We start from the raw sequence: 13,136 nt of genomic DNA, 5'->3' as shown, positions 1-13,136 counted from the left end.
CCGGGAGTTGTCATGTTGGAAGCCTACCGCCACCACGTCGCCGAGCGCGCTGCGCTTGGCATCCCGCCCCTGCCGCTGACCGCGCAGCAGACGGCCGATGTCATTGAACTGCTGAAGAACCCGCCCGCCGGCGAAGCCGAGTTCCTGCTCGACCTGCTGACCCACCGCGTGCCGGCCGGCGTCGATGACGCCGCCAAGGTCAAGGCCTCCTACCTGGCCGCCATCGCCTTCGGCAGCGAGCAGAACCCGCTGATCAGCCGCGAGCGCGCCACCGAACTGCTGGGCACCATGCTCGGCGGTTACAACGTCGCCCCGCTGGTCCAGCTGCTGGATGACGCCACCGTTGGCAGCATCGCCGCGGCCGCGCTGAAGAACACCCTGCTGGTGTTCGATGCCTTCCACGATGTGCAGGAAAAGGCCAAGGCCGGCAACGCCAACGCCCAGTCCGTGCTGCAGAGCTGGGCCGACGCCGAATGGTTCACCAGCCGTCCGGAAGTGGCCCAGAGCATGACCCTGACCGTGTTCAAGGTGCCGGGCGAAACCAACACCGACGACCTGTCGCCGGCACCGGATGCCACCACCCGCCCGGACATCCCGCTGCACGCCCTGGCGATGCTGAAGAACAAGCGTCCCGACGCGGCGTTCGTGCCGGAAGAAGATGGCAAGCGCGGCCCGATCCAGGAAATCCTGTCGCTGAAGGACAAGGGCCACCTGGTCGCGTACGTGGGCGACGTGGTCGGTACCGGTTCCTCGCGCAAGTCGGCCACCAACAGCGTGCTGTGGTTCACCGGCGAAGACATTCCGTTCATCCCGAACAAGCGTTTCGGTGGTGTCTGCCTGGGTTCGAAGATCGCCCCGATCTTCTACAACACCATGGAAGATGCCGGCGCGCTGCCGATCGAGCTGGACGTCACCCAGATGGAGCACGGCGATGTCATCGAGCTGCGTCCGTACGACGGCAAGGCGCTGAAGAACGGCGAAGTGATCGCCGAATTCCAGGTCAAGTCGGACGTGCTGTTCGACGAAGTGCGCGCCGGTGGCCGCATTCCGCTGATCGTTGGCCGTGGCCTGACCGCCAAGGCGCGCGAAGCGTTGGGCATGCCGGTCACCGACCTGTTCCGCCTGCCGGTGCAGCCGGCCGACACCGGCAAGGGCTTCTCGCTGGCGCAGAAGATGGTCGGCCGCGCCTGTGGCCTGCCGGAAGGCCAGGGCATGCGCCCGGGGACCTACTGCGAACCGAAGATGACCTCGGTCGGTTCGCAGGACACCACCGGTCCGATGACCCGTGACGAACTGAAGGACCTGGCCTGCCTGGGCTTCTCGGCCGACCTGGTGATGCAGTCGTTCTGCCACACCGCGGCCTACCCGAAGCCGGTCGACGTCAAGACCCATCACACACTGCCGGAGTTCATCTCCACCCGTGGCGGCATCTCGCTGCGCCCGGGCGACGGCGTGATCCACAGCTGGCTCAACCGCATGCTGCTGCCGGACACGGTCGGCACCGGCGGTGACTCGCACACCCGCTTCCCGGTGGGTATTTCGTTCCCGGCCGGCTCGGGCCTGGTGGCCTTCGCTGCTGCCACCGGCGTGATGCCGCTGGACATGCCGGAATCGGTGCTGGTGCGCTTCAAGGGCAAGATGCAGCCCGGCGTGACCCTGCGCGACCTGGTCAACGCGATCCCGCTGTACGCGATCAAGGCCGGCCTGCTGACCGTGGCCAAGGCCGGCAAGAAGAACATCTTCTCCGGTCGCATCCTGGAAATCGAAGGCCTGCCGGACCTGAAGGTGGAACAGGCGTTCGAGCTGTCCGATGCCTCGGCCGAGCGTTCCGCTGCCGGTTGCTCGGTGCACCTGGACAAGGCGCCGATCATTGAATACCTGACCAGCAACATCACCCTGCTGCAGTGGATGATTGCCGAGGGGTACCAGGATCCGCGTTCGCTGCAGCGTCGCATCGACAAGATGAAGGAATGGCTGGCCGATCCGCAGCTGCTGGCACCGGATGCCGATGCCGAGTACGCGGCGGTGATCGAGATCGACCTGGCCGACATCCACGAGCCGATCGTGGCGTGCCCGAACGATCCGGATGACGTCAAGATGCTGTCCGAGGTGGCCGGTGCCAAGATCGATGAAGTGTTCATCGGTTCGTGCATGACCAACATCGGTCACTTCCGTGCGGCGGCCAAGCTGCTGGAAGGCAAGCGTGACATCCCGACCAAGCTGTGGGTCGCTCCGCCGACCAAGATGGATGCCTCCGAGCTGACCCGCGAGGGCCACTACGGCACCTTCGGCAGCGCCGGTGCACGCATGGAAATGCCGGGCTGCTCGCTGTGCATGGGCAACCAGGCGCAGGTGCGCGAGGGCGCGACGGTGTTCTCGACCTCGACCCGCAACTTCCCGAACCGCCTGGGCCGCAACTCGAACGTGTACCTGGGTTCGGCGGAGCTGGCGGCGATCTGCTCGCGCCTGGGCCGTATTCCGACCAAGGAAGAGTACATGGCGGACGTGGGCGTGCTGGAAGCCAGCGGTGCGGAGATCTACCGTTACATGAACTTCGATCAGATCGAGGAGTATCAGGAAGCCGGCAAGCCGGTCGCCGCCTGATCTCTCTGTTCTTGTAGTGCCGACCTTGGTCGGCAGCTCGTGAGATCCGAAACCCCTCTGGTGTGAGCCAGGGGGGTTTTTCTGTCTGGGGTGGGGCTTGGGAGCGGCAACTGGGTGGGGCCGGGCGGGTGATGACCATGGGTCGTCACGCTTTACGCTGGCTCGCGCGAGGCTGACGTGCATTGCGCACTTCAATTACAACTTGGCCCATGTACGGTGCGTCGTCGACTGTCCACGCTGGACGTGCTGGGGCGAAATCGCACCAGCCGGGATTGCCGTCCTGGAAAACGCTCTCAAACAGCTCTGTTGCGCCCTCTGGCGTGGCGGACAATGCATTGCCCTGCCAATCCTATGGCGGGTGATGTGTGGGGATCCTTGGATCCGCCGGTTTTGAGAGCGTAATCCGGTACGGCAACCCGCATCGCCCGCCGCCTTGCGCTCAAGCGCGGGCGGCTTTCATGCAATGGGAGGTCTACCGATGGATATCGAATCCGCAGCTCCGCCGTGCAACGATGCGGTCGTCATGGATGCGCTCAATGCACGATTGCGTGCCACGCCGGTGGATGCCGATTGCCTGGTGGCGGCGCTGTTGCTGCTGGTCGAGCAGCGCGGGATCAGCGGTGTCGCGCGTAGTTGTGGCATGAGCAACGCCACCTTCCGCCGGCAGTTCCGCAACGCGCGCGACCTGCCGTTGTCCACCCTGGTGCGCGTGCTGCAGGCGTTTGGAATGCAACTGCGCGTGGAGACCCGGTAGCGCCGAGCCGTGCTCGGCGAGCGCAGCGGAAGGCAGGAGCGTGACGACCAACGGTCGTCACCCACCAGAGCGACGATGGCCCGCGTTTGACGGCCAGCGGCCGTCACTACCATTCCGCTACCCGGTCGTGACCATGGACCTGTCCAAGGCGGGGCGGGATGGCAGTGCAGGACCGTCTGTTCGCATGGATGCGAACAGCGAGCCCCCACGGACGGGTTCACGGCGTGTCCTGCACTGCCGTCCCGCCCCGCCCTCGATCCTGCAGCGTTTGACGTTGACGTTGACGTTGACGTTGACGGCCAGCGGCCGTCACTACCCGGTCATGCGCGCGACAGTGCCAGCAGGCGCTCGGCGATCTTCTCCAGCGGCAGCTGCTCTTCGGCCGCGCCGAGCTTGAACGCGGCGCCGGGCATGCCCCATACCACCGACGTGGCCTCGTCCTGCACCAGCGTCGGGGCGCCGGCCTGGCGCAGCTGCAGCAGCCCGCGCGCACCGTCATCGCCCATGCCGGTCAGGATCACCCCGATCGCATTGGCGCCGGCACTCTGCGCCACCGACTGGAACAGCACGTCCACCGCCGGCTTGTGCCGGTTCACCGGCGGGCCGTCGTCGATCCGGCAGCGCCAGCGCGCACCATCGCGGATCACCCGCAGGTGCTTGCCACCCGGTGGCAGGTAGGCGTGGCCCGGCAGCACCGCTTCGCCATCGCTGGCTTCGCGCACGGCCATCGCCGAATGACGGTCCAGGCGCTCGGCGAATGCCGTGCTGAAGGTCGCTGGCAGGTGCTGGGTCATCACCACGGCGGGCGCATCGGCGGGCAGGCCTTCCAGGACCACGCGCAGCGCTTCGGTACCGCCAGCCGAAGCGCCGATGGCGATCAGGCGGTCGGTGGTGCGGAACTGCGAGGGCCGCGGCGCGATCGGTGCGGCCGGCGATGCCAGCGTGACCTTGGCTGCCACCGGCGCGCGCACCAGTGCGCGCACGCGTGAGCGCGCGGCGGTCTTCACCTTCTCGATGATTTCATCGGCATAGCCCTGCAGGCCGCGCGTCACATCCAGTTTCGGCTTCGACACGAAATCCACCGCGCCCAGTGCCAGCGCCTGCAGCGTGGTGTCGGCGCCGCGCTCGGTCAGCGATGAAATCATCACCACCGGCAGCGGATGCAGGCGCATCAGGTTTTCCAGGAAGGCCAGGCCATCCATCCGCGGCATTTCCACGTCCAGCGTGATCACGTCCGGTGCCAGCCGTTTGATCTTCTCGCGGGCCAGCAGCGGGTCGGCGGCGGTGCCGACCACTTCGATGCCGGGATCGCTGGCCAGGATCTCGCTGAGGATCTGCCGCACCACGGCCGAATCGTCCACGATCAGTACGCGACAGGGTTGTTCCAGGCTCATTCGAACAGCTCCACGCCGCCGGTGACCGGGGCTTTGGACAGGCGGGCACGCACGGCCGATTCGGTCGCGGCCACTTCGGCTTCGTGTGCATGCGGCAGGCGGTTGACCACCACGCGGCCGCTGTCGGCGAAGAACCAGATCTTGCGCGGATGGATCCCGCACAGATCCTCGGCGACGATGGGAATGTGCTCGGCCTGCAGGTACTGGCGCACGAATTCGGCGTTGCGCGTACCCACCGGGTTGCTGGTGAAGCCCTTCAGCACGTTGGCGCCGCCGAACACCTTGGCTTCCAGGCGCTTGCGGTTGGCGCCGCGCTTGAGCAGGTCGTTGATCAGCAGTTCCATCGCGTAGCTGCCGTAGCGCGCGGGCGCGCCGTCGCCGACATTGCCTTCCGGCAGCAGGAAGTGGTTCATGCCGCCGATGCGCAGCACCGGGTCGCGCAGGCAGGCCGCCACGCAGGAACCGAGGATGGTGGTCAGCGCGGTGTCATCGTGCACCACCAGGTACTGGGTGGGCAGCAGCTTGGCGGCGGTGACCTTGAAGCGGCTGTCGTAGTAGCGCATGACATCGTCTTCGCGCAGGGCGGCACTCACGTCGGTGCTCCCGGTGCGCGACGGTACAGGGTCCGGCCGCACGGCTGGATCAGGTCGGCGGCATGCAGGTAGTTCTCGGAGTGCCCGGTGTAGAGCATGCCGTCGTCGGCCAGGTGGCGGACGAGCCGGCCGAGGATGTCGCGCTGGGTCGGCTTGTCGAAATAGATCATCACGTTGCGGCAGAACAGGGCAGTGAACGGGCCGCCGATGTCGAAGCGCGGTGCGAGCAGGTTGAGCGGGCGATAGTCGATCAGTTCACGCAGTGCGGGCACCACCCGGCACTGGCCGTCGTTGGGTCCGGTGCCGCGCTGGAAGTAGCGGCGTTTCATGTCCGGGTCCAATCCCGCCACGCGGTCGATCGCGTAGACCCCGCGTGCGGCGGTGGCCAGCACCTGGGTATCCACGTCGGTGGCAACGATGCGCACCGGCGGCTTCAGCGTGCCGAAGGCTTCGCAGGCGGTGATCGCGATGGAGTAGGGCTCTTCACCGGTGGACGCCGCGCATGACCACAACAGCAGCGGGTTGGCGCTGGTGGCGGTGGCGGCACGTGCCTTGAGCTCCTCGCGCAGTTTTTCGAAGTGGTGCGGCTCGCGGAAGAACGCGGTGAGGTTGGTGGTCAGCGCGTTGGTGAAGGCCTGCCACTCGTCATCGCCGCCGTTTTCCAGGTGGTCCAGGTACTGCTGGAAACTGCGCATGCCCAGCGCACGCAGGCGCCGCGACAGGCGTCCGTACACCATGTCCCGCTTGGCCGGTGCCAGAGCGATGCCGGCGCGTTGGTGGATAAGTTCGCAGACGCGGCGGAAGTCGCGGTCGGCGAAGTCGAACTCGCGGGTGTCGGTGCGGATGATCGGGGAGGCAGGCAGGGTCACGGGGGGTGTCCAGTGCGGGTACGAAGGCGCGGGGAGGTGCCCGCGCCGTTGCGGATCAGAATTCCTGCCAGTTGCCGTCGTCCGGCGTCTGCAGCACGCGCGGGGTGGGGGCTGGACGCGCCGCTGCACGTGCCGGGGTGCGCGCGGGGCTCGCCGCCACGATCACCGGACGCTCGACGCGGGCGGCGACCGCACGTACGGCGGCGTCCACCTGGTTGTCCAGGCGGAAGATCGCCACGGCATCGGCAAGCTGGGTTGCCTGTTCTTCCATCGCACGCGCCGCGGCGGTGGCTTCTTCCACCAGTGCGGCGTTCTGCTGGGTGGTTTCGTCCATCTGCACCACGGTCTGGTTGACCTGTTCGATGCCGGCGGACTGCTCCTGCGACGCGGCCGAGATCTCGGCCATGATGTCGGTCACGCGCTGTACCGAGGCGACGATCTCGCCCATGGTGGCCCCGGCCTGGTGCACCAGCGCCGAGCCATCGGCGACCGTTTCGACCGACGCGTCGATCAGTCCCTTGATCTCCTTGGCGGCCGCCGCCGAACGCTGCGCGAGGGTGCGTACTTCGCTGGCGACCACGGCGAAACCGCGGCCCTGTTCGCCCGCGCGCGCGGCTTCCACCGCGGCGTTCAGCGCCAGGATGTTGGTCTGGAACGCGATGCCGTCGATCACCGAGATGATGTCGGCGATCTTCTTCGACGACGCTTCGATGGAGGTCATGGTGGTGACCACCTGGCCGACCACCTCGCCCCCCTGCGAGGCCACGCCGGCCGCACCGATCGCCAGCTGGTTGGCCTGGCGCGCGTGCTCGGCGTTCTGGCGCACGGTGGAGGTCAGTTCCTCCATCGAGGCGGCGGTTTCTTCCAGGTTCGCCGCCTGCTGTTCGGTACGACGCGACAGGTCATTGTTGCCGCTGGCGATTTCACCGGCCGCCAGGGTGATGCTGCTGGTCGCGCCCTGGATCTGGCCGACGATCCGGGTCAGCTGGATGACCGTGGCGTTGGCATCGTCACGCATGCGCGCGAACACGCCCTGGAACTCGCCGTGCATGCGCGCGGTCAGGTTGCCTTCGGCGATGGCCGACAGCAGCGCGGACAACTTGCCGAGGTTGTCATCGCTGACGGCCATCATCGCGTTGAGGTTTTCCACCATTGCGCGGAAATCGTGTTCGAACGACGCCGCATCGCCGCGCTGGCTGAAGTCGCCGGCCGCAGCCGAGGCCGCCAGGCGCTTGATCTCCGCGTTGATGCGGCCCAGGTTGGCCTTCACCGCATCCACGGTGGTGGTGATGGCGGCCTTGTCGCCGGGGTAACGGGCGATATCGGCGCGCAGGTCGCCGATGGCGTACTGCTGCACCACCGCCAGCACGTCATGCAGGGTCTGCACGTGGCTGCCGACCAGCGTGTTGGTTTCACGCACCATCTGCCCGTATTCGCCGGGCACGCTGCTTGCGTCGATGCGGTAGGCCAGCTCGCCGGCTTCGTGGCGGCGCGCCATCTCGCGCTGGCCGCCGATCACCGCGTGCAGCTGGTCCTGCATGCGGCCCATGCTGTGCAGCAGGCGGCCGGGTTCGTCATGCGGCTGTTCGCCGATGGCGTTGTCCAGCTTGCCGGCGGCGATGCCTTCGGCCACCAGCGTGGCCTTGCGCAGCGGGGTGGCGATGCGGCTGCCGATCACCCAGCTCAGGGCCAGCACGACCAGCACGACGATGCCGCCGGTCAGCGCCATGATCAGGGTGAAGGTCCACGCCTGCGCCTGCACGTCGTCCATGTAGACACCGCTGGTGACCACCCACTGCCAGGGCGCGAACATGTGCGCGTAGGTGACCTTGTCGATCGGCTTGTCCGCGCCGGGCTTGTTGGTCTGGTAGTAGGTGTAGCCGCCGCCGATGCGCGCCATGCCGACCTGCAGGTAATACAGCGGCACGCCGTCGACGGAGGTGTAGTCCTTCTGAACGCTGCCCACGCGCTCGGGCTTGAACGGGTGCATCAGCAGCACATAGTTCGTGTCCAGCACGTTGTAGTAATAGGCGTTGTCCTGCGCCCGCATGGCATCGATGGCCTGCAGGGCGGCGGCCTTGGCGGCCTCTTCGGTCAGCTCGCCGCTGGCGGCCAGCTTCTGGTAATGGCTGAGTACGCCTTCGGCCAGTTCCACCTGCACCGCCAGCGATTCCTTGCGGGTCTCGGTCAGGTCCAGGTACTGCATGCGCGCAGCGACGATGGACAGTGCGATGACGCCGATGGCGATCAGCACGGTGAGCAGGTTGAGCTTGCGGCGAACCGGGAGGTTGTCGAAGTAGCGATGCCAGCGTTGCTTGAGCGTCATGGAGCGGGACCAGAACAGGGAAGGGGGCGCGGATCTGCCGCGTCATCCGTGTTATCGGCCGCGACGGCGGACAATTGAGCGCCGAAGATGCAGGCGGTAACGCCACGTCGTGCCTGGGGAGCGCAGCGGCGGGGGAGGCAGCGTGCGCCGCATGACGGCCAGCGGCCGTCACTACCGGGATGGCGGTAGGCCACCGCGCAAAAAAAAAGGCCGGGCACCAGGCCCGGCCGTATCCGAAGACGCAGACGAATCAGAACTCCTGCCAGTCTCCATCGGCCAGCTCGGTTGCCGGCTGGCGGCTGGCCGGGCGGCGCGGGACGGACGGGGTGGCAATCGGTGCAGCAGTACGCGCACGTGCCGGTGCCGGGGTGTCGTGCTGCAGCTCGGCCTCGTCCAGGGTGAACACCGAAACCGCCTCGCTGAGGTGGCCGGCCTGCTCTTCCATGGCGCGTGCGGCGGCGGTGGCTTCTTCCACCAGCGCCGCGTTCTGCTGGGTGGTTTCGTCCATCTGCACCACGGTCTGGTTGACCTGCTCGATGCCGGCCGACTGTTCCTGCGAGGCAGCGGAGATCTCGGCCATGATGTCGGTCACGCGCTGCACCGAGGCGACGATTTCGCCCATGGTCGCGCCGGCCTTGTGCACCAGTGCCGAACCATCGGCGACCTTGCCGACCGAGTCGTCGATCAGGCCCTTGATCTCCTTGGCCGCTGCAGCCGAACGCTGTGCCAGCGTGCGCACCTCGCTGGCGACCACGGCGAAACCACGGCCCTGTTCACCGGCACGTGCGGCTTCCACCGCAGCGTTCAGCGCCAGGATGTTGGTCTGGAAGGCGATGCCGTCGATGACCGAGATGATCTCGGCGATCTTCTTGGACGAGGTCTGGATGGCCGACATGGTGGTGACCACCTGGCCGACCACCTCGCCACCCTGGCTGGCCACGCCGGCCGCGCCGATCGCCAGCTGGTTGGCCTGGCGGGCATGTTCGGCGTTCTGGCGCACGGTGGAGGTCAGTTCCTCCATCGATGCCGCGGTCTCTTCCAGGTTCGCCGCCTGCTGCTCGGTGCGGCGCGACAGGTCACTGTTGCCGCTGGCGATTTCACCGGCGGCCGAGTTGATGGCGCGGCTGGAATGCTTGATGCGGGTGACGATGCTGCTCAGCTGTTCGGCGGTCGCATTGGCGTCGTCTCGCATCTGCGCGAAGACACCCTGGTAATCGCCGTGCATGCGCGCGGTCAGGTCGCCGCGCGACAGCGCGTTGAGCAGCTGGGAGATCTGGTCGATGCTCGATGCGTTGGCATCCAGCAGGCCGTTGATCTGGTTGGCCAGCTGCAGGAAGAAGCCGTCCTTGCCTTCGCTGTCCACGCGGTCGGTGAGGTCGCCGGCGGCGGCGCGGGCGATGACCCGGGCCACTTCGGCTTCAACGGCGGCTTCCGGGGTGCGGTCGCGCCATTCGGTCACGTGGCCGACCGTTTCGCCTTCTTCGTTGCGGATGGTGGAGATGACCTGGGCGAACTGTGCCTGGCCGTACTGCACTTCGCGGCGGGCCACGCCGTTGCGCTCCAGTTCGGACAGCACGGCCGCATCGGCCTTGCCGCCCACTTCCAGTTCGGCGACCGGGCGGCCGACCAGCGGCGCTTCGACGTCGAAGTCCGGCAGGTCCTTGCGCACTTCGGCGGCATGCTCGACCAGCGACTGCGCCAGCGCACGGTTGGCGTAGACGATCTGCTGGTTGGCATCGCTGAGGAACACACCGGTGGAGCTGTAATCCAGCGCGGTGCGGATGCGCAGGTTCTCGCTGGCGATGGCCTGGTCGCGTTCGATGCGTTCGCGCAGGTCGCGCTGCATGCGCTGCATGGCCTGCATCAGGTCGCCCACTTCATCCGAACGCGAGGTGTCGATGTGGCCGTCGAGCTTGCCGCTGGCCACTTCGTTGGCCACGCTCACCGCGCCGCGCACGCTGCCGACCAGGGCACGGGCGAACAGCCACACCAGCACGAAGCCGAGCGCGGCGCCACCGAGCAGGGCGATGATGATCAGCGTGGCGGAGGTGGCATAGGTGGATTCTGCCTGCTCGCGCGCAGCGCGGGCCAGGCGGTTGTCTTCGGCGATCAGCGTTTCCAGTGCAGCGGCCGAAGCGCGGTGCTTGGTGCGCGTCTCACCGACGAACGTATCGATGGCGTCGTCGGGCAGCTGCAGTTCCAGCATTTCGCTGACCGAATCGTAGGAGGCGAGTGCGCCGTTCCAGTCCTTGACGAAGGTATCGAACAGGGCCTTCTGCTGGGGGTTGTCGACCGTTGCCGGGTAGGCTTTGATCGAGGCATCCAGCTGCTTGCGCAGGTCTTCGGCGCGGGTGTGTGCTTCGGCCTTGACGTCATCGCTGGCGCGGATCAGCTGCTGGTAGGCGGAGTTGCGATATTCACCCAGCATGCCGCGCATTTCGCCTGCCATGCGGATGCTTTCCATCCGCTTGCCGGCCAGGTCGGTGGTCACGTCATTGAGCGAGTGCAGGCCACGGTAGGCCACGATGCCCTGAAGCAGCATCACCAGCAGCAGCACACCGAAGGTGAGCAGCAGCTTGGGCATCAGTTTGAGGTTGTTGATCCAGGGCATGGGCGTTGCACTCTCCAAAGGCGGACGCGTCCGGGCCACCATGGCCCGGGTGCAGCAGCCACGCCGGCCGTGCCGGCGTGGCAGGACAAACCGGTCTTACTTGATGTCGGCCAGCTTCAGGCCAGCCGGCGAGCTGACTTCGATTTCAGCACGCGAGGCGTCGCGCTCGATCTTGCCGATCACGCACACGGTCTTGCCTTCCAGCGATTCCAGCGGGAAGCTGAACTTGCCGCGGTTGGCGCCGGCGATGCGGGCCGAGAAGGTGTGGCGCGGGAAGGCGCCGCCCATGTACAGGAAGGTCGGCGAACCTTCCGAGCCTTCGGCGAAGCGGGCCTTTTCGACCTTGCCGCAGACCATGCCTTCCTTGCCGACCTGGCGCGGGGCCATTTCCGGCGGAATCATGGCCGACTGGGCGGAGGCGGTCAGGGCGGTGGCAGCCAGCAGGGTGGCCGATGCAAAGGCGAACAGGGACTTCATCTACAGGTACTCCAGTAATGGGGATGGGGATCGGGTGGCCGGCCTGGTGCGTTCCGTCGCGGGCGGTCCTTGAATCCCCTATCGGCCGTTGCAGATGGAACTGAAGGATTTTGTTTCGAACCGCTGCAATCAGGCAGCGGCTTCTTCGGCCACTGCCGGCTGGCCCATGTCGGCGCTGTCGAGCAGGGTTTCGATGTCCAGCAGGATCAGCATCCGGTCGTCCTGGGTGCCGATGCCGGAAATGAAGCGGGTATCGACCGCGGCGCCGAACTCCGGCGTCGGGCGGATCTGCTCGGCGGCCAGCGGGATCACGTCGGACACGCTGTCCACCACGATGCCGACCACGCGGTCTTCCACGTTCAGCACGATCATCACGGTGAAGGCGTCGTAGCGCGCGTTCTCCAGGCGCAGCTTCAGGCGCAGGTCGATGACCGGCACGATGGTGCCGCGCAGGTTGATCACGCCCTTGATGTAATCGGGTGCGTCGGGCACGCGGGTGACCGCGTCATAGCCCCGGATCTCCTGCACCTTGAGGATGTCCACGCCGTAGTGCTCATCGCCGAGGGTGAAGCTGAGGAACTCGCCGCCGGTATCGGCGTGGGCCTGGTTCTTGTCGTTCATCGAGGGTGTCCTGGGTGCCGTGATTGCCGGTCTCAGGCTCGATATCGGCGGATCCGGGCGGGACTTTAGGATCCCGCTGTCCTGCTGGTTACAGCTCGCCGTTCTTGCGGGCGCTGCGCTGGCGGTCGATGCGGAAGATGTAGCGCTGGATGGCGCTGTCGCCGCCGCGCGGCAGGCGGTCGAAGCGCAGTCCCACGCGCGTCACTTCGCTGCCGTTGGGCAGCTTCTGCAGGCGCTCGTTGCAGGCGATCAGGCTGACCTGCAGGTCCGGCCCATCGGGCAGGCTCAGTTCGGCGTCGTAGCGTTTCTGCAGTCCGAACACGGCGTACTCCGCGGGCAGGGTGACCGCCAGTCCGCCGCCGCTGATGTCCACCACGCGCATCGCCAGCCGTTCCGGGCGACCGTCGGCGGCCGGCAGCACCAGCTGTGGGGAATCGGTGATCGGGGTCTCCAGGCGGTACATCTCGCGGCGCTGCAGGTGCACCATCTCGTCCGGCAGGGTGGTCCGGAACGCGACGTGGCGGCCGTTGTCCAGGCGCTCGATATGGTCCACGCGGAAGCGCACCAGCACCCGGTCGAGCTGGGCAAAGCACAGCAGGTGGCCGGCCGCTTCGGCGGCACGGTTGGAGGCCTCCTGCGGGCTGCCGTCGAGCAGCAGCTGGTCCAGGTCCTCGTCCAGTTCCAGCACCGCGGTGGGGAAGCTCTGGTCGCGACCGCCGATGTGGGCGTTGATCAGTGACCGCTGGTCGATCAGCTGCCTGAGCAGTTGGCGGATCTGCAGCGGATTTCGCACCAGGAAGCGTTCATCGGCGCTGTCGTCGTGCGCGGTGGGGTGATCCTGTGCTGCATCGTGGCTGCCTGCGGACATCGGTTCTGCGTTCGAGTGC

General features: G+C 67.0%; 10 protein-coding genes. 2 read left to right on the top strand and 8 right to left on the bottom strand.

Annotation, left to right across the window (positions count from 1 at the left end; genetic code table 11):
* Positions 1-12: 12 nt before the first annotated feature.
* Positions 13-2,604, top strand: a complete 2,592-nt coding sequence (gene acnB, locus RTX79_RS03970; protein ID WP_057687520.1) for a bifunctional aconitate hydratase 2/2-methylisocitrate dehydratase — start codon at positions 13-15, stop codon at positions 2,602-2,604.
* 478 nt (positions 2,605-3,082) lie between these two features.
* The gene (locus RTX79_RS03965) at positions 3,083-3,358 is read left to right on the top strand and encodes a hypothetical protein (RefSeq protein WP_312681995.1); all 276 of its coding nucleotides are present in this window, start codon (positions 3,083-3,085) and stop codon (positions 3,356-3,358) included.
* 320 nt (positions 3,359-3,678) lie between these two features.
* On the opposite strand, the gene RTX79_RS03960 is transcribed toward RTX79_RS03965, so the two are convergent.
* The 8 genes from RTX79_RS03960 to RTX79_RS03925 all read right to left on the bottom strand — a co-directional run bounded on the left by RTX79_RS03960 (position 3,679) and on the right by RTX79_RS03925 (position 13,117).
* Positions 3,679-4,752, bottom strand: a complete 1,074-nt coding sequence (locus tag RTX79_RS03960; RefSeq protein ID WP_057508001.1) for a protein-glutamate methylesterase/protein-glutamine glutaminase — start codon at positions 4,750-4,752, stop codon at positions 3,679-3,681.
* Positions 4,749-5,345 (bottom strand): chemoreceptor glutamine deamidase CheD, encoded by a 597-nt coding sequence (gene cheD, locus RTX79_RS03955; RefSeq protein WP_312681992.1) that lies wholly within the window; start codon positions 5,343-5,345, stop codon positions 4,749-4,751. Before cheD ends, RTX79_RS03960 begins: the two co-directional genes overlap by 4 nt.
* A complete protein-coding gene (locus tag RTX79_RS03950; RefSeq protein WP_312681990.1) occupies positions 5,342-6,214 on the bottom strand; it encodes a CheR family methyltransferase in 873 nt (290 codons plus the stop codon). Before RTX79_RS03950 ends, cheD begins: the two co-directional genes overlap by 4 nt.
* 55 nt (positions 6,215-6,269) lie before the next feature.
* Positions 6,270-8,540 carry a methyl-accepting chemotaxis protein gene (locus RTX79_RS03945; RefSeq protein ID WP_312681988.1) on the bottom strand — a complete coding sequence of 757 codons (2,271 nt, stop codon included), beginning with the start codon at positions 8,538-8,540 and terminating at the stop codon, positions 6,270-6,272.
* Between the two features lie 250 nt (positions 8,541-8,790).
* A complete protein-coding gene (locus RTX79_RS03940) occupies positions 8,791-11,151 on the bottom strand; it encodes a methyl-accepting chemotaxis protein (RefSeq protein ID WP_312681986.1) in 2,361 nt (786 codons plus the stop codon).
* 96 nt (positions 11,152-11,247) lie between these two features.
* Positions 11,248-11,628: a hypothetical protein gene (locus RTX79_RS03935; protein ID WP_057508005.1), complete on the bottom strand. Its 381-nt coding sequence runs from the start codon at positions 11,626-11,628 to the stop codon at positions 11,248-11,250.
* Positions 11,629-11,757: 129 nt separating this feature from the next.
* Positions 11,758-12,249 carry a chemotaxis protein CheW gene (locus RTX79_RS03930; RefSeq protein ID WP_042611989.1) on the bottom strand — a complete coding sequence of 164 codons (492 nt, stop codon included), beginning with the start codon at positions 12,247-12,249 and terminating at the stop codon, positions 11,758-11,760.
* An 88-nt stretch (positions 12,250-12,337) separates the two neighbouring features.
* Positions 12,338-13,117 (bottom strand): flagellar brake protein, encoded by a 780-nt coding sequence (locus tag RTX79_RS03925; protein WP_057508006.1) that lies wholly within the window; start codon positions 13,115-13,117, stop codon positions 12,338-12,340.
* Between the last annotated feature and the right edge of the window lie 19 nt (positions 13,118-13,136).

It is taken from the genome of Stenotrophomonas chelatiphaga (assembly GCF_032054965.1).
Taxonomy (GTDB): domain Bacteria; phylum Pseudomonadota; class Gammaproteobacteria; order Xanthomonadales; family Xanthomonadaceae; genus Stenotrophomonas; species Stenotrophomonas chelatiphaga.
This window is presented reverse-complemented; position numbering and strand designations above follow the sequence as displayed.